The sequence below is a fragment of the Thermoplasmata archaeon genome (assembly GCA_038851035.1).
GTDB lineage: Archaea > Thermoplasmatota > DTKX01 > VGTL01 > VGTL01 > JAWCLH01.
Genome location: JAWCLH010000038.1, coordinates 1 through 23,269, shown reverse-complemented (window position 1 = coordinate 23,269; position 23,269 = coordinate 1). Strand labels below are relative to the sequence as shown.

General features: G+C 59.3%; 12 protein-coding genes and 1 rRNA gene. 5 read left to right on the top strand and 8 right to left on the bottom strand.

Going from position 1 to position 23,269, the window contains the following annotated elements:
* Positions 1-131 precede the first annotated feature (131 nt).
* The 4 genes from QW379_09830 to QW379_09815 all read right to left on the bottom strand — a co-directional run bounded on the left by QW379_09830 (position 132) and on the right by QW379_09815 (position 10,636).
* Positions 132-2,954 carry a hypothetical protein gene (locus QW379_09830; GenBank protein ID MEM2870694.1) on the bottom strand — a complete coding sequence of 941 codons (2,823 nt, stop codon included), beginning with the start codon at positions 2,952-2,954 and terminating at the stop codon, positions 132-134.
* Between the two features lie 51 nt (positions 2,955-3,005).
* On the bottom strand, positions 3,006-4,628 hold the full coding sequence (locus tag QW379_09825; GenBank protein MEM2870693.1) for a hypothetical protein: 1,623 nt from the start codon (positions 4,626-4,628) through the stop codon (positions 3,006-3,008).
* Positions 4,615-7,200: a CARDB domain-containing protein gene (locus QW379_09820; protein MEM2870692.1), complete on the bottom strand. Its 2,586-nt coding sequence runs from the start codon at positions 7,198-7,200 to the stop codon at positions 4,615-4,617. Before QW379_09820 ends, QW379_09825 begins: the two co-directional genes overlap by 14 nt.
* An 88-nt stretch (positions 7,201-7,288) precedes the next feature.
* Complete coding sequence (locus QW379_09815; protein ID MEM2870691.1) at positions 7,289-10,636, bottom strand: CARDB domain-containing protein; 3,348 nt, start codon at positions 10,634-10,636, stop codon at positions 7,289-7,291.
* A gap of 175 nt (positions 10,637-10,811) precedes the next feature.
* On the opposite strand from QW379_09815, the gene QW379_09810 reads away from it, so the two are divergent.
* Positions 10,812-12,095 (top strand): FAD-dependent oxidoreductase, encoded by a 1,284-nt coding sequence (locus QW379_09810; protein MEM2870690.1) that lies wholly within the window; start codon positions 10,812-10,814, stop codon positions 12,093-12,095.
* A 145-nt stretch (positions 12,096-12,240) separates the two neighbouring features.
* Here the strand turns inward: QW379_09810 and QW379_09805 are convergent, their stop codons facing one another.
* Entirely contained in the window at positions 12,241-13,377 is a 1,137-nt protein-coding gene (locus QW379_09805; protein MEM2870689.1) for an acyl-CoA dehydrogenase family protein, read from the bottom strand.
* 145 nt (positions 13,378-13,522) lie between these two features.
* Between QW379_09805 and QW379_09800 the strand changes: the two genes are divergently transcribed.
* From QW379_09800 to QW379_09785, 4 genes are all read left to right on the top strand, one after another.
* Positions 13,523-14,692: a pyridoxal phosphate-dependent aminotransferase gene (locus tag QW379_09800; protein MEM2870688.1), complete on the top strand. Its 1,170-nt coding sequence runs from the start codon at positions 13,523-13,525 to the stop codon at positions 14,690-14,692.
* Between the two features lie 183 nt (positions 14,693-14,875).
* Positions 14,876-16,075 (top strand): AAA family ATPase, encoded by a 1,200-nt coding sequence (locus QW379_09795; protein ID MEM2870687.1) that lies wholly within the window; start codon positions 14,876-14,878, stop codon positions 16,073-16,075.
* Positions 16,076-16,079: 4 nt separating this feature from the next.
* Positions 16,080-17,543, top strand: a complete 1,464-nt coding sequence (locus QW379_09790) for a M28 family peptidase (protein ID MEM2870686.1) — start codon at positions 16,080-16,082, stop codon at positions 17,541-17,543.
* Positions 17,544-17,888: 345 nt separating this feature from the next.
* The gene (locus QW379_09785) at positions 17,889-20,150 is read left to right on the top strand and encodes a vitamin B12-dependent ribonucleotide reductase (GenBank protein ID MEM2870685.1); all 2,262 of its coding nucleotides are present in this window, start codon (positions 17,889-17,891) and stop codon (positions 20,148-20,150) included.
* A gap of 104 nt (positions 20,151-20,254) precedes the next feature.
* On the opposite strand, the gene pgk is transcribed toward QW379_09785, so the two are convergent.
* The 3 genes from pgk to rrf form a co-directional block, all read right to left on the bottom strand.
* The gene (pgk, locus tag QW379_09780; protein ID MEM2870684.1) at positions 20,255-21,511 is read right to left on the bottom strand and encodes a phosphoglycerate kinase; all 1,257 of its coding nucleotides are present in this window, start codon (positions 21,509-21,511) and stop codon (positions 20,255-20,257) included.
* 108 nt (positions 21,512-21,619) lie between these two features.
* Positions 21,620-22,750: an MFS transporter gene (locus QW379_09775; protein MEM2870683.1), complete on the bottom strand. Its 1,131-nt coding sequence runs from the start codon at positions 22,748-22,750 to the stop codon at positions 21,620-21,622.
* Between the two features lie 220 nt (positions 22,751-22,970).
* Positions 22,971-23,092 (bottom strand): 5S ribosomal RNA (rrf, locus tag QW379_09770).
* Between the last annotated feature and the right edge of the window lie 177 nt (positions 23,093-23,269).

The window sequence follows — 23,269 nt, the reverse complement described above, 5'->3', positions numbered from 1 at the left end:
CCGGGATGAGCCTGTTGCCGGGTTTTGGGTCGGGTCTTCGCATCTGCATAGGAAATGGAGGTTCTAGGATTCGAATCTTTCGGTGGGTAAGAGCTCCTATAAGAATTCTTCGGTTGCATTAGGTTCATTTACTATTCTGCACCGCCCGCTCTAGCCCGTCTCCGTCGAATCAGGAGGACGGCGCCCGCGCCAGACGCCACCAGACAGAGAGCCCCAAAGCCCGGGGAACGCTTTTCATTTATCTTCACTATCACGGTGGCGCTCTCCTCCGCCTCACCATCCGAGACCTTCAGCGTTATCGTGTGCTTGCCCGGCTTCAGTTTTGAGTAGTTGAAGTAATCGCCCGCGCCAAGCTGCTTCTCTCCATCCCACCAAGTGTAGCTCAACTCGTCACCATCCTCATCCTCAGCCGTGCCCCAGAACCTGATTTTCGTGCCTTCGTCATAGGCCGAGTTCGACATTGGAGAGAGAATTCTCACGCCCATGGGCGCTCTGTTCACGTTCAGAACCGTGACGCTCCAGTTCCAAGTCACTGAGAGCTCGCCGTCGCTGACGCTTACATTGACCCAGAACACGGCGCTGCTCGCCCTCGTGACGGTGTCGAAGCTGGTCGTGAAGTTGTAGGAGTTCGTGGAAGAAACATTCACCCCGTCTTTTGTCCACCTGAGCTTCAGATGGTGTTCGGGGGTCTCAAGGTCGGTGGCGTTTACTCTGAAAACGACCCACTCCCCCTCGGGTATCGTCACGGAGGTCCCGTTGGGGAACCGGTCGGTGAGCTCGGGCGGGTCGTTGACGGGCGTGACCTCGACCACCACCGTGGCGGTGGCGTAGAGCCCGTGGGAGCATGTTCCGTTAAAGAGCAGGGTCTCTATGCCGCTCCAGTTCGCTTCCGGTCTCAGTGTCACAATGGAGCCGGAGAGGGAGACGCCTATGTGGCTCCCCTCGCGGGGGACGTGAACGAATGTGAACGTGTCGCCCTCGGAATTTGAGGAGAAGTAAGCGGCGAGGTCGAGGCTGCTGTCCTCGCCGTCCTCGGGAATCGTAATGCCGGGAATCGGTCTGACCGTCAGCCTCTCCTCGAAAGCCTTCTCCCGGACCTCAACGAGGACTGGCACGGGGTCTGAGGTGAGGTGGACCGGAAGTCCATTGTCTGTCGCGGTGAAAAAGAGCGTCTCGAAACCAACGAATCCCATCTCTGGAACAAGGGTGACCTCGCCGGTGTGGTCGATTCCGTTGACCTTGTCGCGGGCGAATGTAACCCTGATGCTCACGTTGCCCGTGACATTGTACCAGAGCTTGTCGCCGTCCGGGTCGTAGAAAATGCTCTTCATGTTCAAGGAGGTAAAATCTGGCACATTCTTCTCAAGAACGACCGGTGGGGGGCTTGGGTTGAGAATCTCGGGTCTGTGGTTGATTCTGTGGACGAGCACGAGCTCCTGGACAGCGGAAGCCGTGAGGCCCGAGGGGTCCGAGGCGCTCCACAGAATCCATCCCGCGCCCGTCCACCCCGCTCTCGGGGTCATGGTGACGGTCCGCTCGGGGTCGGAACCCACGCTCACATCGAGGTTGCCAGCGATTGCGCCGTACAGCTCATAGGAGAACTCCAATGGGTCGCCATCCGGGTCTTCGAAGACACTTGCGAGCTTGACGTCCGTGCTCGTCCCATTCTCGGGTATCGAGACGTTGGGAACTGCCCGCAGAACCTGGGGAGGGGCGTTGGTGTAGACCCTCAGGTCGTAGGCGCCGGCCCACCTAGTCAGATTGAGCTGGATATACATATTTCCGGCATCGTTGGAGACCGCGTTGGCCTTCGCAACTGGTCTCGCGAGGTTGTCCTCGGGGTCCGGGGGAATCTCCACCCCGGAGCTATTGAGGAGTATTATCCTAATGTTGGGCGTCATGTCCCGGGTGTCGTAGTCAAGACTGCTAACGGTGCAGTTGAAGACCTGCCCGGTGACAACCCCGCTTATCTGATAGTAGTCGTCCGGGTCTATTCCCAGCGCGAGGTCGCCAGTGGTGTTGTACCAGTGCAAATCGGTCTGAACCATCTCGCTGGCATGCTCGAGGTCATCGTTGCCGTCCGAGGTCCCGGTGAATTTATTCACCATGAGGGTGTAGGTGCCGCTGCCACTCGGGGCCCACACTCGCAGGGTATAGTCGTCCGCTACCGCGGCCGAGTAAGTGAATGTCTCATTAAATCCCTCCACTAGATTCACGCTCTCCGCCACGGCGGTCGCTCCCGCCCCTTTATACAGCTGGAGGTTGAAGTCTGCGCTCTTCGGTACTTGCAAGAAGACCTTGAGGACATCTACGGAAATGCCCGGGGAGCTATTGAGCCGTACCTTGTAGAGGTCGTATATATCTGTGCTATTGTTCAGAGTGGATGAGATCTGGTACGGGAGGCCGGCGGCATCGATGTCCACGGCTCCGGCCTGGTCATTGTCGCTATCGGAGGTGAAGGGAGTTGCAGTGATAGTCGTCGTCAGGGTGTAGTTGCAGGGCCCGTTGTCCTGCAACTGGATATAGTGGTACCCAGAGACATGGGCCACGAAGCTTACGCTCAGCGTCTCCCCCGTTCCGGATGGAAAGCGCATCAGCAGCTCGCGCCGATAGGTGTCGAAGATTTTTAGCGTGGTCCTGCCAAGCTCAAGCTTCAGCTCCACCTTCAGGAGGTCCGCATTGGCTCCTGGCGAGGGAGCTGTGTTCAGCCATATTCTGAAGTAGTCGAAGGCATCCCCCATCCCGACGCCGCCCCCGAAGCTCCGGCTCCCCTCTATTAAGCTCGCGTTGTCAAAGTCGTTGTTCGGCTCAGAGTCGTTGTTGGGCGTAGAGCCGCGGAAGGGTAGGGCCGAGATAGTCGCGCAGCCGGAGGGGTCGGCCGGCACCCTCGCCGACCCAAAAGAGCAAAGCAGAATCAGCCCCATCGCCACACACGCAAATTTTTTTCCACACATCCTTCCACCCCTCCTTCGTGTCATTGAATAGGACCGGCTTAATACTTGCCATCACTCCTCTTCTTCCCCGGACTCTGAGGCCTTGCTCTTCCAGGGAACCGTGAACAGAGCGGCAGCGAGCACAAGGAGCACAATGATGGCCACCAAAGGCCACGGGAAGCCCCCTTCCTCGCCTCCGGCTTGGATCCGGGGTTTTAGGGTCACGCCTGGGTCCAGCGGGCTGTAGTCTGAGTTGTCCCCCATTCCGTCGCCGTCAGTGTCTTTCCACTCTTTCGGGTCGGCGGGAAAGGCATCCTCGCCATCAACGACCCCGTCGCCGTCTGTGTCCCTGTCAACAACCATTTTGACTATTACCGCCGGCGACCCTCCTTTGTGACCGGTGTTGACGTCATAAGTGACCCATGTACAGTAGAGCCTTCCCTGCCAGGATAGCAGGGCGGGCGTGGCGTCCTCGCCTGGCGTGTGCTCGCCCTCGATTGTCCCGTTGTCTCCATATGGGCTCACCAGTGTTATCGGGCCCCAGCCGCTCCCGTCGTGGCATCTAAGGACGATGTCCATGTCCTCGCCCCCGTCGGTGGCGGTCGGGTCCTCGCAGGACCACGCAACATATAGTTTCCCATTGTGGCCCTCCGCCCATGGGGTGCGGTCGCCGAGCACATCGCCCGGCCGGCTGACCTCCTCCGGCCAGCTCCAGCCATCCTCCCCGAGCCAGGAGGCCATGATGTCGTAGTCGTCCCCCGATTTCGCTATCGCGTCCCCGCTCTGCCAGACGCACCAGAGCCTGTCCCCGACTGAGGCGAGCTGGGGGTTGATATTCAGACGCTTGATGGGATAGCCGGGAATCGTGGGGTTCACCCTCTCCGGGGCCGACCAGCCCTTGCCGTCGTACCGGGTGACCAGGATGTCAACATCGCGCGCCTCCGAGGTGTTGCTCAGGAACGCCACATAAAGGCTTCCGTTGTGAACGGCCACGCAGGGGTTTGTGTACACGCTGGAGTTGTCCTGCGCCGCTATCTGTATCGGGCCCCAGTTCGCGCCGTCGAATGTGCGGTAGACGAGCCTTCTGAAGCTCTCCGTCATGGGGCCCGTCTCGGAAACCGGGGGGACCTGGACCCAGATGAGGTAGAGCAGGCCATTGTATACAATCGGCCTGCACTCCGTGTCCGCGGCCTTGTCATCGTTCCTCTCGCTGACCACGCGCATCGGCCGGTTTAGGGGAGGGTCCCATGAGGAGCCGTCAAAGGTCCTGAGGACAATGTCGTAGTCGTCCTTTGCGTCGTCGTCCTTCATGGAGGGCTCCGTGCACTCGGCTGTCACGTAGAGCTTGCCCTTGTATTCCACGCCCCTGGGCCCATGAAGGCCGTGGCCGCCCTCGTCCCTGTTCTCAGGCGAGATGTTCAGGGGTGCGGTCCAGGTGGTGCCGTTGTAATAGCAAACCCAGACGTCTCCCCGGCGTCCGTACCTCGTCCCGTTCTGATCCAGGAGGTCGAAACGGAGCTGGTAAATGCAGTAGAGGTGGTCTCCGTACGAAACCAGCACCGGTTCCCGGCCCTTGCCCTTAAGGTTGTCAGTGACGTCCCAGTATCCGGCTAGAGAGGCAGGCACCAGGGGCAGAAGCACAGCGGTCAGCACCAGCGCGACGAGACCCAGACCCACAGCGCTATTCCTCTTCATCCACAAGCCTCACATTCGGACCTTTCGGTCGCTTCGTTCTCATGGCATAAACGGCCACCATCGCTACGAGCAGAATAATGAGACAGAGCGCGGCGGCGATGAGGTAGGGGTCCAGGCTGGTCGGGGGCAGGGACGCGCTCACTTGGCGGGGGGAGGAGTAGATGGGCTGGCCTCCCTCGGAATCCACCCTGACGAGAACCGTGTGCTTCCCTCCGGAGGGGCGCCACGGCAGGGATACAGTAAGATTCGCGCCCGGCGCCATCAGGCCTATGTTCCTGCTCGCCACCTCCTTCTCATCTACGAGCAGTCTCACGGTCACGCCCCGCGCCTCGCCATCGCCCCTGTTGACCAGCCGCGCAATGACATTGACCCATTTTCCCTCCTCTAGCTTTCCCTCGAAAAAGACCGCCTCTATCTTTAGAGCCGGGGACGCCGGAAGGGTCTCGAGCAGCACCAGCTCCCTCGTCAGATAGTTGTTGCTCTCGTTGAGCTCGTCAATGAAGTTGTTGTAGTCCACGGTGACATTGACGACGTAGGTGCCGGCCCTGAACTTTGAGGTGTCGCCACGCACCGCGACCGGGACTGCCCCGCCCGCGGGAACCGCAGGGAAGGCGACCGGGGATTCAGTGAACCGAAGGGCGGCGCCGCCGCTCTCGAAAATCACCATTAGGGAGCTGGCGTTTGCCTCGAGATTCCCGGTGTTCTCGACCGACACCGTGATGACGAGCTCCTCACCAACTCGGGGGGCTCCAGGGGAGAACTCGATGCTCCTCACCGAGAGGTCCGGTCCCGGCTCGGGTGGGTGTAGCTCTACCGAGCCATTCAGGACGTTGTCCAGCGGGGCCACGTCCAGAGCACCCTCGCCGGGCTCAACCCTTATCTCGTAGTCGTAGACGCCCGGCACGGCGCCCGTCGTGCTCCAGAGAAGGACATAACCCAGGCGGCCCCCGGGAGCGAGGGGCAGGAGCTCCTTCCTGTCCTGCTCCAGCCCTCCAACCCGCAGCGTCAGGTTGGCGGACGGGCAGCGCAGGGAGCCCACATTGACCACTGTCACGGAGAACTCCACCCTCTCCCCGGCCCTCGGTCTCTCCGGGCGGATGCTCAGGCTCTCCAGGGCGAGGTCCATCTCGCCCCTGAACTCCATCATCCATGTGTAGTAGTTGTTGCTCTCGTTGCTCTCGGCCACGACGCCCCCGCTGTCCACCATCAGCCGCATTCTGTGGATGGCCGCGAGGACGCCGCTGGTGTTCCAGGTGAGGATGAGCTTCCTGAGCTCGTCCGGCTGGAGGGCTGGCACCTCCGTGCTCTCAACCGGGGTGAAGTCATAGTCGAGGTAAAGGCTGAGGCTGCAGGGCAGCGAAAGTGCCTCGCCCGAGTTGACGACCTCGGCTGTGAAGACCACCGACTGGCCCACGAGGGGCAGCTCGGGGAGGCAGGAGGCGTTGAGAATTACGAGGTCAGCTAGGAGCATTGGAAGAAGGGTCAAGGTGAGGGAGCGCTCGATGTTGCCCGCGGCGAGCGTGAGGCAGTGCTCCCCCTCAGAGAAGGGCGAGGTGTCGACCTCAACGAGCAGGGGCAGCTCCTCCATCGGGCCCAGGTTGTGGCTGTGGTTGTAGAGCTCGCTCCCGTCGAGCCGGAGAACCACCGGGAACTCCTCGGCGGGTCTCGTGCCGTTGTTCCTGAGGGTCAGGTTGATTTGCAGAACATCGCCCTTGTGGGGGCTTTCGGGGTAGAGCTCGAGGCTGAGCAGCTCCAGATGGAGCTCCGGGGGCCGTAGGAGGACCTCAATGGAGGCGTTGTTGTTGCTCCAGTCGAGCTCGGGAATTCTGGTATAGTAGAAGGCCGGGTTGATAAAAATGAGAATTGTGTGGGGGCCGAGCGTATAGCCGGAGGTATTCCAGACCAGTGTGGCGTTGACGGTCTGCGAGACATTTATCATGTGGACATATGCTTCGGTGATGAGGTTGGTGATTTCACCATCGAAAAGGTATGTCTTGAAATACTTGGCTGCCGTTTCCCCGACATTGGTCACGGTCACATTGACGAGCACCTCGTCCCCCTTGACGGGGCTTGGGGGCTCGATTGAGAAGCTGACGAGCTCTAGGTCCGGCAGCCTCTCCGGCCCGAGCGACTGCATCACCGTCAGGTTATTGTTGGTCTCGTCACTCTCGGAGACAGTGTTCTGCGAGTCGACCACGACTATTATTCCGTACTCGACCCCGCTATAGTAGACGGCGTACTCCGAGGTCTGAGTGTCCCAAGTGCAGGAGACGTTGGCGGTCTGACCCACGCCCAGCTGATTGATTCTGACCGTGTTACCGGCCCTGTTTAGGGGAGTGGTCGTGTTGTTCAGGTAGAAAGCGACTGTGAACGGTGTGAGCACTGGGTCGGTCCCCATGTTGATGACGGTGAAGTTAACCGTCAGGACGTCGTACAAGCGCGGCGGATATGGTGTGATGCCATAGCTGCCGGGGACGATGGTCAAGTCCTCTCCACCCCTGCCGGAGGCCGATTCGGACCCGGCCGGCAAAGTGGCCAGCGGGGTGAGCAGAATGGTCGCGCAGAGCAACAAAACCCAAGTTTTCGTTTTTTGTGTCATTTTCCTTCCTTCCCCTTTCACATTTCTCTCTCGTCGCTTCGAGGTCTGGGGGGTGCTTGAGTCAACGCCTTCTTCTGGTAACAAGCAGCGAAAAGGCGAGGGCAGCTGCGAGAACAGCCGCCCCGAAACCTGGCACTAGCTCCCAGCCCTTGCCCTGTACCCTGATGGAGTCCTTCACCTGGTTGTTTGTCTCGTCCTTCTCGATGATTGTGTTGTCGGGGTCCACGACTATCCTGAGGGTCCTCTGGCCCTCCCTCGGGACCCAGGTGAAGGTCGAGGTCTTATTTGTTCCCGCTGGCAGTCTGGTCAGCCTCTCTGTACCGAGGATTGTTCCCCCCTCGTAGAGTCTGATGGTGACGTTCTCCACGGACACATCACCTTGATTCACCACTGTCACAGTCACGCTCGCGGCCTTGCCAGCGACGAGCGACTTGGGGCTGTATGATATGCCGGTCAGGTAGAGGTCTGGGAGCATCATGTCAACCACGAACTTGATTGAATCCGTGAGCCCGCTCTCTGACGTCCCGGTGACAATGAGTTCCTGGCTGGTAGTGTTGGTCGTTAGAGGAAGCGAGACCAGCATATTGGTCTTTCCAATGACCGTGGCCTCAAGAGTGACGCTCCTTGTGGGCTTGTTATCGCTGTCAAAGAACTCCACCGCCCATCCCGGCGGTAGCCGGCTGATCTCGAAAGTAACCGTGTCGCGGCCGTTCCCACGGTTTCTCGTCAGGATTGTGAAGAAGAGCTTTTGGCCTGGGGAGCCGAGCTGCCTAGAGAGTGTGGTCGTCAGGTCTATGTCGTATATCTGCCTAACCGCAACAATAAGCCCGGCCTCCCAGAGATTGCCGGAGCTGTCGAGAATTCCGACCCCGCATATGTGGTCCCCGGTGAGGGCAGTCGAGGGTACCGTCACGAGGGCCTCGAAGCGAATGGTCTGGGCTGCGTCGAGATATATGCTAATTATCTCCGCACCGCCAATGGTGAACTTCATCTTCCAGCCCACGTCGAGCTTCGTGGTCGACAGGGACATCTCCTCTGGGCCGTTGCCCGAGTTCTGTAGCGTGATTGTGAAGAGCACTGTCGCTCCCGGGTCGGCGAGCTGCTTCTCCGGGTTGATGCCAATCAGAATTCTGTGGATATGGTTCACCATCGTCGTGGTCGTCACATCGTCCGAGAGGGTTCTCTCCTCGTTGAACCCGACGACGCGGACCACGAGCCTCTCTCCTGCCCGAGCGTCGTACGGGGCGACCACCGTCAGCGTTACCGGCTTGGTCTCCATTCCTGCGACCCCGACGGCGTTGGCGTCGAGCTCGGCGATCCAGCTCCCAGTGCCGCTCACGATTTCAAGAATTACTATCACCGTTCCGGGCATGTTACCGTAGTTGGTGACGAATATAGTGTAGGCGGTCGAGTTCCCCGGGTCAACCCACTTCTCAGCCTCCTCGCAGGTCAGCTCGATGAAGAGGCTCGGACTGACCACGGTGTGGGTAACTACTGTGTCCTTGACGCCTGGGTTCCTAACGCTCTTTCCAGTGATGGAGACGACCCCCACCTCGTCCGCCATAGCCGTTGCGGGGGGCGTGACCTTCACAGTGAAAACAACCTCTTCCTTGGGCTTAAGGTTGAGGATTTCGGAGCGCTCGAGCTCCACCTCCCACTCGGGGGGTCCGGCGGTGGTCAGATTGACGTCCATTTTGATGTCCCCCAAGTTGAGGGCCTTTATGAGATACAGCGTCGGCACCCCGGCCTGAGTGGAGTGGACCTTGTCGCTACAGGAGAGCAGCAGCCTTTCGTCCACAGTGAGGTATGTTCTGAAGGCCACGGTGCTGTTCCTGCGCGGATTCCCAGTGGAAGTGGCGGTGATTCTGGTATCTATGAAGTCGTTGGCCTGGCCTTCTGGGTCCCCAGTGACCGAGACCTTGACCTTCACAATCTCCTGCGGCTTGAGCTCGAATGAGGTCGCCTGGAGCTTGACCTTCCAGCCCGTGTGGCCGTGCATGTCCACGCTCATGTTCAGTGTTACCGTGTCGTTGAGGCCGCCGGTGTTTCTGATTGTGATGTTGGCGCTCTTGGTCTCATTCGGCCTCACATACATCACCTTGTACATCTCTTCGGGATTCATTCCCAGCTCGACGCCGTAGTTGTAGGCGAATTTATAGTAGATTTCATAATTCCCATCACGCTGGTCCTTCCACACTACGTGAAGGTTGTCGTCGGGGTCCACCGCGAGCTTGGGCTCGAACGCGCCCGCGGTATCCGGGGTGAGGCATATCGCCCTGTCCGGCAGGTTGGTGTCGTTCTCGTGCCCGTTCTCTATTTTCAGATAGTATATCTTGGGCGTCCCGTCGCGGGTGTCGGACCAGATGGCGTAGGCGTTGCCCATGCTGTCACCCGCGATGTAGGGGAAGCCCCGACATGTGCCCGAGGCGAGCCTGATGCCGTTCTCGTCGGGGCCCGCGGCGAGCTTGACGCCGTTGTTGTTCAGCTTCATGTACATGCAGTCGCCCGCGGCCGATGTCCCGCCACCAGCAGTGTTGAATATGATGTGTACTCCGCCGAGGCCATCGCATCCTATGTAGGGCGGGCCGTGGGTCCAGAAAGTCCCGAGTTTGTAGAGCATCTGCGGCGGCGCGTCCGGCACGGGGTTGCCGTTGCGGTCGAGCTTTCCGTGGAATATTCCGAGGTTGCTGGCGTAGAAGGTCACGTGAACGTTGCTGGAGTAGTCAGTGGTCAGCGTCGAGCCCTCGCAGTACCATCCTGGGTCTGAGATTCTCACGCCGTCCTTGATAAGGGTGCCGTCCACGTTGATCTGGGCGTAGGCTATTCCCTCCGCACTGTAGCCCCAGCGGTAGTCCTCGTAAATGATGTGAACAAGATCATTGCGGCTGACCGCTATCGAGGGGTTGTGGGGGTACTGGGCGCCCTGCGGCACATTGTATTGAGGAACAACATTGTTTCCGTTCTTGTCATACTTAGCGTACGCAACGCCCGTCCCGCCGGGCTCGAAGACGATGTGGAAGTCCCCTCTAGAGTCAATCCCGATTGATGGGGACTGGAAGCCGCTGTACTGCTCCGGAATCTGGCCGTTCGCAATCTGTTTCTCGGATATCAGCTCGTTTCCGAGCCTGTCTATTTTCTTGTACATGTACTGGCCAGAGTAGGAGCTGCCCCTGAACCATATTACATGGGAGATGCCGGTGGAGTCCACTACAATTTGCGGGATGCGGTCCTCGCTCGGGTGGTCGGTCAGCCTCTTGTCATCGCACCAATAGAGCCCGTCGGGGGTCGACATATCCCGAGAAATCGAACTCTTGGTGGTACCGCCTCCGCTAACCGGTTGAACCGGATTAATAAAAATGCCGATGGTCAGCGCCAGCGCAACGCTCCATGCGATTACCCGTCTCACCATACTCCCCCCATTTCTTTCCTTTTATCTGAGAATCTATATAATTATTAAATAATATCGGTGAAAATTTTAAAATTCACATATAAAGCTTGTTGTAGATTGTTAATGTGCAGAACTTCAAAAGCATTTAAAAAGGGAAATCGAGTTGTGTGGTCTCCGTTCAGGAGGGATTGGGGGAATGGCTGGAAAGGCGCTGGTGATAGGTGGGGGGCCCGCTGGGCTACAGAGTGCCTGGGGTCTAGTGAGCGCGGGGGTCGAGACGGTGCTGGTCGAGAGGGCGCCGGTCCTCGGGGGCAACCTCTCGCATAACAAGTACCTATTCCCACTCAGGGAAGAGGCCTTCAAGCTGCTGCGTGAGAGGTACATGGAATTAGAGAAGTCGCCCCTCTTCACACTTCATCTCAACTCTCAACTCACCTCCCTGTCCAGAATGGAGAAGGGGTTCGAGGCTGTAATATCCACACAGCCAACCTATATAGACCAGAAGAAGTGCACGCTCTGCGGGGATTGCATCAGGGTCTGCCCCGCCGAGTTCGACGACCCAGAGAGCCTTTGGACAACGAAAAGGAGGGCGGCGCACCACCATCACGGCATCCCGGAGGTCTTCTTCATCGATAGGGAGTGGTGCAGGCCTGGCTGCCGCCAGTGCACTTCTGCCTGCACAGCCGGCGCGGTGAATCTGGATGCCTCCGGCACCAGTCTTGTCGAGCGGGCCGACGCGATAATCGTCGCCACCGGGATTGTCCCCTACGATATGAAGCTGCTCAGTGAGCTCGGCTACGGCCGAAGCCCTAATATAATAACCGGTTTAGAATTCGAGCTTCTATTCCGGCCCGGGGGACCGACGGGGGGCCGGGTGCTCAGGCCCTCGGACAGGACGGAGCCGAAGACCGTCGCCATCCTGACCTGCGTGGGCTCGCGCGACGAGAAGCACAGGCCCTACTGCTGCCAGGTCGGCTGCATGAACGCCCTCAACCAGGCCTACACGGTGAAGGAGCAGCTAGGTGAGAAGGTCGGGGTGTACGTTTGTTTCACGGACGTCCGGGCCCACGGGAAGTATTATGAGGAATTCTACAGAAAGGTCAGGGGCATGGGTGTGAAGTTCCTGAGGGGCAAGCCCTCCGAAGTACTGGTCAACCACGACGGAACCATCAGCTTCGACATTTTCGACACCGCCACCCACAAGCTGCTGAAGCTCAGGGCGGACATCGTAGTGCTGGAGCCCGCACTGGTCAACGGGGCGCCGGAGCTCGCAGATAGGCTGGGCATTGGGCTCGACAGGGAGGGCTTCTTCTCCACAGACATCGACTACCCCTTGCCCGTCAAGAGCACAGCACCCGGCATCTTCATAGCTGGAGCGGCCTCTGGGCCTAAGGACGTGGTCAGCGCAATGGCCCACGCGGCTGCGGCTACCCTGCTCGCTCTACACCACATCAAGACGACACGGGGGTCCGGTGGATAGCTGCCGAGAGCCCCTCCAATGAATTCATTCATCCGCTACGGTGGCATTCATCCGCTATGGGGGAGCGACCGGTGGTGCGGAAGCCCCTAGAGTTGGTCACGTGGTGGTGCATCTATGTGCCATCTTCGGGGTGGAAAACGTGACATCAACCCAGCCCAAGCTGCCTCGATATCACAAGCTTCTGAATCTCCGATGTGCCCTCACCTATCTCGGCGAGCTTCGCGTCGCGGGTGAGCCTCTCCACGGCATAGGCCCTGGTCTGGCCTGCTGGGCCCATCAGCTTGACGCAGGTCATTCCGTTCCGCGAGGCGACCTCGGAGGCCAGTAGCTTCGCCATCGCGCTCTCCTTCGTGTGGGGCATTTTCCGGTCCTTAAGGTCGGCGCAGCGGTACACTAGCAGCCTCGCGGCCTCCGTCTCGGCGGCCATCTGCGCCAACGCGAACTGCACAGCTTGTGAGCGGGCCAGGGAGTTCCCCTCAGGCTCCCTGAGGAACCGCATGCACTCGTCCAGAATTCCTTGCGCCATTCCCAAAGCGAAAGCGGCGATGCTGATTCTCCCACCATCGAGGTTGATGAGGGCCTGTCTGAACCCCTCGCCCTCCTTTCCTATCAGGTTCTCTTTCGGAACGGCGCAGTTCTCGAAGAACAGCTCGGCGGTGCTCGAGGCCCTGACCCCCAGCTTGTCCTCCAGCCCGCCTATTCTGAACCCCGGGGTCCCTCGCTCGACGATGAAGGCGCTGATGCCCTTCGTCCCCCTGCTCCTGTCCGTCGAGGCCATAATCACGAAGGTCGAGGCCAGATTTCCACTGGTGATGAAGAGCTTGCTGCCGTTGAGAATATACTCATTTCCTTTTAGAACCGCAGTGGTCTGAGTGGCCCCGGCGTCCGAACCCGCCCCTGGCTCGGTCAGGCCCCAGGCGCTAATGGCACGGCCGCTCGCGAGCGGCGGAAGATATCTCCTCTTCTGCTCTTCTGAGGCGAAGCTCGCGATATGCGCGTTTCCGAGCGAGTTGTGCGCGGCGAGGAACAGGCCAGTGCCCCCGCAGACTCTCGAGACCTCCTCGACCGCTATCACATAACTGAGGGTGTCGGTGTATGTTCCGCCGTACTCTTTTGGGACCGTCATACCCATGAGACCAAGGCTGGCCATCCGTGGGACAAGCTTCTCTGGGAAGCTCGAGCGGACGTCGTGCTCTGGAGCCACGGGTCTTATCTCCCTCTCCGCGAACTCCCTCACCCTTGCTCTCGTCTCCTCCTGCGCCGCGCTCAGCCTGAAGTCCATCTCCTTCCCGCGCCGTGGAAGAATGCGGGTCAATAAGAATATTTCGCAATCTTAGCGCCCCGTCGTGAATTTGGACTCTCCTCCTGGCGCACGCGAAGGGCCCGTGCTATCTACTAGCGCGGAAATTGGAAATACCATTTCTACAATGAGTAAAACGGGTGTCTCCGTGGGGTACAGGTTCTCCGCCCGCTCGGGAAGCGTTGAGGAGTCGGGTATAAGGAAGATGCTGGGGATGGCGAGACCCGGAGCGATAAACCTGAGCATTGGCGAGCCGAATTTCGATCCGCCCGAGAACGTCCGTGAGGCTCTGAAGAGAGCTCTCGACGAGAACAGGAACAACTATGGACCCTCAGCCGGAATTCCCGCGCTGCGTGATGCGATCGCGGAGCGCTTGCGGAGGCTCTGGAGGGAGGTCCGGCGGGAGAACATCGTGGTCACGGTCGGCGCGACGGAGGCCCTTTTCGCCGTGGCTTATATCCTGTATGAGAGAGGGGACGAGGTTCTGGTTCCGGATCCGGGCTTCGTTCTTTATGCCGCTCACGCCAAAATGCATGGCGCCACTCCAGTGCCCTACCCCTTGAAGGAGGAGAACGGCTACCTGCCCATCGACGAAGAGCTCAAGGAGCTCATCACCCCACGCACTAGGGCCATCGTCGTGAACTCACCATCGAATCCCACCGGCCGGACATTAAGCGCGGATGACGTCAAAGCGATTTGCGACCTGAGCAGGGACCACGACCTCGCGATCATCTCGGACGAGGTCTACGACGAGCTCGTGTTCGACGGGAGGCACGAGTCCTTCCTAGGGGCGGGAGAGAAGGTGATATACATCAACTCCTTCTCCAAGACCTACTCGACCACGGGCTGGAGGCTCGGCTATGTAGCCGCGGACGAGGAGGTGGCGAAGAGGGTGGAGAGGATCAGCTATCACCTTGTGGCGTGCCCGCCAACAATTACGCAGTATTCCGGTCTTGAAGCTCTCCAGCCCCGGACGATGGAGTTCGTCAAGGCGATGGTTGAGGAGTTCAGGGCAAGGAGGGACCTCATGGTCAAAGGCCTAAACGCCATAAAGGGCTTCAGGTGCCTCAGCCCCGAAGGGGGGATATACGTCTTTCCCGCCTTCTCCTTCAATCTCTCGTCGCATGAGCTGGCGATGAGGCTTGTGGAGGGAGGAGTCCTAACGGTTCCCGGCAGCGCATTCGGGAAGATGGGCGAGGGGCACCTCAGAATCTGTCTGGGCGCGAAGCGCGCCGAGCTGGAGGAGGGGCTGAGGCGCATCGAGGCCGCGACGGCTGGGCTGAGCAGAACCTACTGAGGCCGAGAGACGCAACCCGTGGCCACGAATTTCGGAAACCGCGGCCGGAGGGCCCGGAGCACGCTGGACGACTGGTGGGAATGGGTGATGGGGGGGACCAGAGAGGGAGCTAAGGGGGACTGAGCTGGGGCCTTAGTAAAATCTATGAGGCGATTAGCGATTAGGTTCTGATGGTATACTCCGATGCCCGCACGAGCCTTCGTTCCCCGGCCTGTGGTGAAGGACGACGCGGTCTTCAGCTTCAACTACGTACCCCCGTCCCTCCCGCACAGAGAGAAGCAGCTAGCCACCCTTCACTCCCTCTTCGCACCGGTACTGAGGTCTGGCGTCCCCCAGACCGCATTCATTACCGGGCACGTTGGAACCGGCAAAACGGTCCTGGCCAGAACCTTCTGCAAGGAACTTGAGGCCGGGGCCACCGGGACCGGTAGGAGCCTAGTCGCGGAGATGGTAAACTGCCGCAACCGTGATTCTCCTCCTGAGATTCTCCACCACCTTATTACCTCGAGGTTTCAGGAGCATCTTCAGGAGAGGGGATTCAGCGTCCCCCAGCTCCTCAACATCCTAAGGGGGAAGCTCCAGAAGGGCCGGACCCACCTCGTGGTCGTGCTGGACGAAGTCAACGCCCTTATCCGGAGGTCGGGCCCCGGCCTCATCTACAACCTCTGCAGAATCGATGAGGACACGGGCGCACAGGGGAGCGTTTCCGTTGTGCTCATATCCCAGATGACCGCCTGGGAGCTCCTCCACACCGACCCAGCCATCGCCTCAACCTTCAAGCAGAGCAACACCATCACCCTCCCGCCCTACAACGCGGATGAGCTGACCGATATATTGAGGATGAGGGCGGAGCTCGGTCTCCACGCGGGGACTTGGACGATGGACGTCGTCAGACTAGCGGCGGAGCTTGCAGCCTCGGAGGGTGGAGACGCCAGGCGCGCGATAGAGGTGCTCGAGGCCTCAGCCAGAAGGGCGGAGCAAGAGGGCCTCGACAGAATTCCTCCAGACTTCGTCGAGGCGGCGGCGGCCGCCCAGTACGGCGGCCTCCCTCTCGAGAGGCTCGACGGCCTCGAGCACCAGGCTCTGCTTGTGGCCCTGGGCATCGCTCGCGCGAGCCGGAAAAAAGCCTTCATCACCACCGGAGAGGCGGAGAGTGCGTATAAAGTTGTCTGCGAGGAGCGGGGGGTGACGCCCCTGGGCCACACCCAGCTCTGGAAGTACATCCGGCTGCTCGAGAGCCACGGAATAATAGATACCGCTGTGGAGAGGGAGGGGGGCTCCGGGACAACGACCAGAATTCTCCTGCATGACATCACTGGAGCTGGCCTAGAAAAGATGCTCGGCTTCTACCTGGACGGTAAGAGAAGATCCTCGGGGAGGTAAAATAGTGCGCTCTGCGAGACGCAGGGGCCTTCTGGCACTGACCGGCCTTCTCCTCGTCCTCCTGTTGGTGCTCCTCGCAACTGCCCTCCCTGGCGTAATCCTCAAGCCTCCCCGAGCTCATTTTATTCTAAGAATTGACCCGGGTGTAGGCCTAAACGCCGTCGCCCGTCTCATCAGTCTAGGGCCCAGGCTGACCGGGAGCATGGCAGAGGGCTCGGGGGCGGAGTACATCGCCCAGGAGTTCAGGGCCGCCGGTCTAACTGGCGTGGAAATCCTGGAGTACAATGTAACATGCTATGAAATCACCCGCGCCTCCCTCGCTCTCGTCCAGTACACGCGAGGTCCGATGGGCCTCATCCCGAACCCCATGGTCTCACCCCTGGTTTTCCAGCACAAAACCGACTTCACAATAGGCGGCTACTCCGGCTCCCGGACCCACGTCCGCTGGACCGACGACCTAGAGGTCGTGGACGTCGGCAACGGCTCCGACCCATCGGCCTACTCGACGACCGGTCTCCGCGGAAAGGCCGTAATTGCCACAAATGACGGCGAGCTGGACAACACCGGTCTCCTACTAATGGCGTGGGAGCACGGCGCGTCAGCCTGCATTATTCACAATGTTGTGGTAAATAAAGAAATCGGCTATCCTGCAATAGGGTTCAATCACAATGCCAAGGACCCCTCCGGCCACTGGATTCCCCTCCCCGAGAACTACACGGACGGAGGTCCTGACATTCCATCGATAATGGTCTCGCGCGAGGCGGGCCAGATTATCAAGGAGGGCATCGCCAAGAACTCAAGGGTTCGGGTGGATGTGGAGGTCGTCATCGAGAAAAGGCCCTGCCGCGTTGTCGTGGGGGACAAAAAAGGGTCCGGGCAGCCAGACAAGCTCATAATGGTCGGCGCCCACCACGACACCGTCTACTGCAGCCCGGGCGCTGTCGACAACACGGTCGGGGTCGCCTGCACAATTGCGATAGCGCAGCGCATCGCAAAGCTCCACACGGAGAAGACCGTACGCTTCATCACCTTCGGGGGGGAGGAAGAAGGGTTACTGGGCTCGTACGAATATTATAAAGAGCACGTGGATACCCTGAAGGGAAAGCTGGAGATGATGCTCAACCTCGATATGTCTCATGTCGACAAAAAGAGGGACCACAGGCTGCCAATAGTGGTCTCGGAGGAGCAGTACATCCCGGTGCTCGAGGAAATAAAAAGAGAGGCTTTTGAGCAGCTTCCCCAGCTATCCGGATATGAAGTCTCCTTTCACAGAGGGAATCTCACATCATCTAGTGACATGGCCACATTCGCCCTTGAGGGCTATAAAGTGGCGTCGTGTTGGGGAAGCGGATGCTGGGAATACCACACCCCCAAGGACACACCCGAGCATATCAACCCCGAATCCTTCCTTCTCGTGGGGGCAATTTATGGCTCATTTGTCCTGCATCTCGCCGGGGCTACGGATTGATTTTTATAATATTTTTTTACAGTGTTGTTAATATTTTTGATAATTAATTTAGTACAATTCTTTTCAATCATTCCGAGCCTGGTAACAGACTAAGCGCGAAAGACCATTAAGCCATTCATCACATACCCACTCTCACATCGCGGGCAAATCGGATGATGATGGACAACTGGGAACAAGTATATGTTCGCGTTTGTCTATCTACCAGACCGGACGCCGCAGCGATGGGTTGATAACGGGGGTGTTGGCACGAGCATGACAGAGCGCCGCTCCATCGAAGGAGGGAGGGGTACGACAAGAAGCGTCGGCAATTGTTTTGAGATACCCACGGCCTTCAAACATATAAAGATGGAGGTATCGCCCAATGGCAAGGCGGTGCTGGAAAGGAGGTACCTTAAGAGGGACAATGAGGGGAGGGTGGTCGAAACCCCGGAGGAGCTCGTGTGGCGCGTGGCGCGGACCATAGCCTCGGCCGAGAGGATTTATGGAAAGAACGAGGAAGAGGTCGAGGCCTTGGCCGCCGAGTTCTATAAAATTATGGCCCGGCTCGAGTTTCTGCCCAATAGCCCGACCCTGATGAACGCCGGGAGGGAGCTCGGTCAGCTCTCCGCATGCTTTGTTCTCCCGATCGAGGATTCGATGGAGAGCATATTCGACGCGCTCAAGCAGACCGCCCTGATACACAAGAGCGGCGGAGGCACGGGCTTCTCCTTCTCGCGCCTCCGGCCGGCCCACGACATCGTCGCGTCCACAAAGGGCGTCTCTAGTGGCCCGATATCCTTCATGGAGGTCTTCAACGCCGCCACTGAAGCGATAAAGCAAGGAGGGACAAGAAGAGGCGCCAACATGGGCTGCCTGAGGGTGGACCACCCGGACATACTCGAGTTCATAACCTGCAAGAGGCAGAGCGACCGGCTGAACAACTTCAACATATCGGTCCTAATCACCGACAGCTTTATGAGGGCGCTGGAGAGAAACGAAGAATATGATCTCATCAACCCCAGGACAAAGAGGGCAGAGAAGCGCTACTCTGCGAGAAAGGTGTTTGAGCTGATTGTGGACTCTGCCTGGAGAAACGGGGAGCCGGGCGTTATATTCATCGATAGAATCAACGCAGACAACCCTACACCTGCGCTGGGTGAGATCGAGAGCACGAACCCCTGCGGGGAGCAGCCCCTTCTCCCGTACGAATCGTGCAACCTCGGCTCCATAAACCTCGCTCGAATGGTCAGGACCGTGGACGGGAGGACTGAGGTTGACTGGGAGAAGCTGCGCGCGACCGTTAGGCTCGCAGTCAGGTTCCTGGACGATGTTATTGACGTCAACCGCTACCCCTTCGAGCAGATAGAGAAAATGACCAAGGGGAACAGGAAAATAGGCCTAGGCGTGATGGGCTTCGCCGACCTGCTTTTCCTCCTTGACATCTCCTACAACTCGGAAGAGGCGCTAACGCTCGGTGAGAGACTCATGCAATTCATTGACGATGAGGCCTTCGCAATGTCGGTGGAGCTGGGGAGGGAGAAGGGTAGCTTCCCCAACTTTGAGAAGTCGATTTACTCCTCAAAGGTCAAGCACCTGCGAAACGCCACGCGCACCACCATTGCCCCCACGGGGACCATCAGCATAATCGCTGGTTGCTCTAGCGGTATTGAGCCCCTCTTTGCAATCGTCTTTGTCCGGAGGGTGATGGATGGAACCGAGCTTGTGGAGGTCAACCCGATATTCGAGCGGAGAATAAAGGAGGCGGGGCTCTATAGCGAGGAGCTGATGAGGGAGATTGCCAGGAGGGGCAGCCTGCGAGAGCTCACGCAGTTGCCCGAGGAACTCAGGAGGGTCTTCGTCACCGCCCACGACGTCCCCCCCTCCCAGCACATCAAGATGCAGGCAGCCTTCCAGAGGCACACCAACAATGCGGTATCAAAAACGGTGAACTTCCCCCACTCCGCCACTCCCGCCGACATTGAGGAAGTCTACCTGATGGCCTACAAACTAGGCTGCAAGGGCGTCACGGTATACCGGGACAGGAGCCGCGCGGCTCAGGTCCTGAACATAGGTGAGCCTGCGCGGGATGAGGAGAAAGGGCAGGAGAGGGCTCAGGAGAAGAGAATAACACCGAGACCACGGCCGATCGAGACCACGGGCGTGACCTTGAAGACGGGGACGGGCTGCGGGAACCTGTATATAACAATTAACAGAGACGAGAGCGGGATGTGCGAGGTGTTCGCCACGATGGGCAAGTCGGGCGGCTGCGCCGCGTCTCAGATAGAAGCGATTGGCAGGCTCACCTCACTGGCCCTGAGAGCAGGCGTGGACCCGGGCTCAATAGTGAAGCAGCTCAAAGGAATCAGATGCCCGTCCCCCCTCCTCGGACGTGGAGGAATGACGTACTCCTGCGCCGATGCGATTGGAAAGGCGATAGAGAGGGCGATGAGGAGGGAGGAGGGGGTTGTGCAGGAACCTCCGCAGGAGACCACCCTGGACGCATTCGCAACCCACACCAATAGCACTGGGGGGAACGTCGTCGGCGCCTGCCCCGAATGCGGCGGTCCTCTCACCCACGAGGCGGGGTGCATGGTGTGCAAGTTCTGCGGGTACTCCAAGTGTGGGTGATGAAAAAACCCACCTACCCCTTCGACAATACCCAGCCTCGATCCGTACCACCTATCTATCTCTATGGCCCGGCTCGCGGGGACCTCCGTGTGCTTAGCTCTATCTTATCCACCCCGTCTCCCTTTCCACCTCTCTTTAGCAAGCCTCAGGGCCTCCAAACCGGGGAGCGTCTTTCCAAGAATGAACTCCTCTAGTGCACCCCCTCCCGTCGATATGTAGTCGAACCTCTGCCTCAGGCCAAGCCTCTCTATTGCCGAAGTTGTGTGGCCTCCGCCCGCAACCCTGTAGGCCCCGGAATCCGCGATAGCCCTCAGCAGAATGGTGGTACCCAAGTCGAAGGGTGGTTTCTCGAAAAGACCCGCAGGCCCGCTGACGAAGACCGTGCCGGAGGCCCTGACCAGCTCCGCAAACCGCTCAGCAGTATGAGATGATATATCCAGCAGAGGCCGCTCCACGGGGAGCTCCTCGAGCCCAAGCTCCCTTCTTTTTCCGCCATCATCCATAGCGAAGCCGTGGGGGAGGAACACTCTCTCCCGGTGCTTTTTTAAAATCTCCCCAGCCGCTCCGACAGCCTCTGGTTCCCTCGCCACAACCTCCTCCATCGGTCCGCCCAAGCTCCTGCCCTCCGCTCGTAAAAAGGGCATCGGGACGAGGCCTGTGAGAAGGACGCGATCCGCCGTTCCAGTGTCGAGAAGATGGGATATAAGGGTAGTTGCGTCGTAAAACTTAGCGCCGCCGAGAACCACGGTGAAGGGGCGGCGCGGGCTGCGGAAGACCTTGGTCATCGCTGTTACCTCGGCGTCAAGTAGCAGCCCCGCCGCGCTCGGCAGGACCATGGGGAACCCGACCAGAGAGGCTTGGGACCTGTGCGCCGCAGCGAAGGCATCGTTGACGAAGAAATCGGCCATGGGCGCAAGGGCAGTCACGAGTTCCGAGCGCGCGTGCTCTTCGGGGGTCTTCTTTGCGGTCTCCCCTTCCCAGCCCCTCACGTTCTCGAGCATCAGGGCCGCGCCCGGCTTCAGGCCTTTTATCGCCTCCTTGGCTCTCTCGCCCATCAGATCAGGGACGAACGCTACTGGAATACCAATTTCCCTGCGAATTGCGGTCGCGTGCTTCTCGAGGGAGCAGAAGTCCCAGTCGCCCTTCCTGCCCTGATGGGCGAGGATGACCACGCGGGCTCTCCTTTCTAATAACCTCCTCAAAGTGGGTTCAATTGAGCGAATTCGCGTGAGGCTCGCGAGCTCGAGGGTGCTTCTGTCGAGGGGAGAATTAATATCCACTCTGAGGAGGACGGTCTTGCCCTCAACGTCCAGCTCGTCCAGTGTAAGGTACTCCTTCTCCGGTAGGTTGTCTGGTCCCATCCTGCCACCCGCCCGCCCCCACAGGTCTGGAAATATAAAAGGGCTGTGCGGGGGCCATGGAAGGGGGCTCAGGCGACGCCACAAAAGCTGGACTGCCGGGGATGCGTCTTAGGAATTCATGGGGGCGAGGGCTTCCTGCCTCGAAATTCGGTTCCGGGCGAGCTGGTATACAAAGAGGGCCATGGCTGCCAGGGTCATTGCGGACGCTAAAAACATCATCGCAGTGTAATTGCCAGCTGCTCCCGAGACCGCCCCTCCGAGCACGGGGCCGAGAATTCCGGAAAGGGAGATCGTGGAGCCCACTAGTCCAGTGGAGGTTGCGACCTCTGCGCTTGTCTCTGTGACGAACCTCAGGCCTCCGATATAAAGGCAGGACCAGGCGATTCCGACTATGAGCCAGGGGGCGACGAGCAGTCTGACTTCCGTCGCTAGCGGAAAAAGGAAGAAACTCAGTGAGCTTAGGAGGAGGCCAACCGCGAAAGTTCGAGAGCTGGAGAATCGGTCGAGGTGGTACATCGAGATGAACTGGGTAAAGGCGTTGAGGGCGTAAAGGGCCCCGATCTCAAAGGGCATGGCTCCGAGAAGGCTCATGTGTATAGGCATCGTGGCCCATACGGCGCTTGCGCCAGTGTGCCTTATTAGGAGTGCACTGTAGACGGGAAGGTTGCGCTTTATCACAGCCGCGGGAAACAGGGGCACGATGAGCCTTCTCTCGGGAACGGTCGGGAGTGTGAGGGCAATTGCGAATGAGATTGTGAAGAAAATAGCGCTCGCCACGAAGGCCTGCCATATCGAAGCCAGCGCTCCGGCGACGAGCGTCCCCACGCCCCATCCCAGTGAACCCCAAGAGACCGTTTTCCCCATCCTGCGACCCGTCTCGGAGATGTAGGCCAGAAGCGCTGGTGGGTAGATGCCACCCGCGAATCCGACAAGGAATCTGGCAGCTGCGAGCTGTGCAGGGGTGCGGGCGAGAATCTGCACGGGTGCCGCTATAGCGGAGAGTAGAAGGCCCCCAAGAAGGAAGAACCTGAGTCCGCGGACATCCGCCTCCCTTCCGAAGAGATACTGGGAAAGGAAGCCGGCGGCTCCGTTCAGTGAGACTATCGCCCCGACCTCGAAGTCCCCTGCGCTGAGCTGCTTAGCGAGGATGGGGATGAAAAGCGAGGATGAGAAGGCTGCGGACTGGGATAGGAGCTGGACGGATGCCACCCGCACCAAGACCATCACCTTCCTCTGCACCAGGCCTCGCTGCGGGCTGTCCCAATGAGGTGGCTCTCGCTTCCCTCTCCCTCCATCGCCTCTCTTTTCCTTCTAATTCTCTCCTTCTGCCTCAACCCCGCCCCGCGACACGGGGCCCCTTCCGCCAAGCCCCATCCCTCCCTCAGTCCTTTTCACCCTTCACACCCCCGCACCGGTGACCAATATAAAATCGTTTCGGAGCCGGGCATGATAAAAAGGTGGTTGACAGCGTGGGGGCCTTCCCGCGGGCTCGCGCACCGCAGTACAGACCCCTACGCAGACGGGCTTAACTTCCGGGTTCGGAACGGGACCGGGTGTTTCCCCGCCGCTATGGCCGTCAACCAAATACCAAAATGATGAGGGGGTTATTAAGGTTTTGTCATGGAGGAGTTCCTGTGATATCCCATAAATACTTGCTCTCGGAGAAATTACCTGGGGCCATGAGCAAACTTTCATATAGAGATGTCCGAGAAATCATCAGGCGCTCCAATAAAGGAGATATCTCGGACTGTCGCCTAT

Bases quoted from the DNA above. Each gene is read 5' to 3' on its own strand.
- QW379_09805 (MEM2870689.1), bottom strand. From the start codon at position 13,377: ATGGACTTCAGGCTGAGCGCGGCGCAGGAGGAGACGAGAGCAAGGGTG.
- QW379_09815 (MEM2870691.1), bottom strand. From the start codon at position 10,636: ATGGTGAGACGGGTAATCGCATGGAGCGTTGCGCTGGCGCTGACCATC.
- QW379_09800 (MEM2870688.1), top strand. From the start codon at position 13,523: ATGAGTAAAACGGGTGTCTCCGTGGGGTACAGGTTCTCCGCCCGCTCG.
- QW379_09785 (MEM2870685.1), top strand. From the start codon at position 17,889: ATGGAGGTATCGCCCAATGGCAAGGCGGTGCTGGAAAGGAGGTACCTT.
- QW379_09825 (MEM2870693.1), bottom strand. From the start codon at position 4,628: ATGAAGAGGAATAGCGCTGTGGGTCTGGGTCTCGTCGCGCTGGTGCTG.
- QW379_09810 (MEM2870690.1), top strand. From the start codon at position 10,812: ATGGCTGGAAAGGCGCTGGTGATAGGTGGGGGGCCCGCTGGGCTACAG.
- QW379_09830 (MEM2870694.1), bottom strand. From the start codon at position 2,954: ATGTGTGGAAAAAAATTTGCGTGTGTGGCGATGGGGCTGATTCTGCTT.
- QW379_09795 (MEM2870687.1), top strand. From the start codon at position 14,876: ATGCCCGCACGAGCCTTCGTTCCCCGGCCTGTGGTGAAGGACGACGCG.
- pgk (MEM2870684.1), bottom strand. From the start codon at position 21,511: ATGGGACCAGACAACCTACCGGAGAAGGAGTACCTTACACTGGACGAG.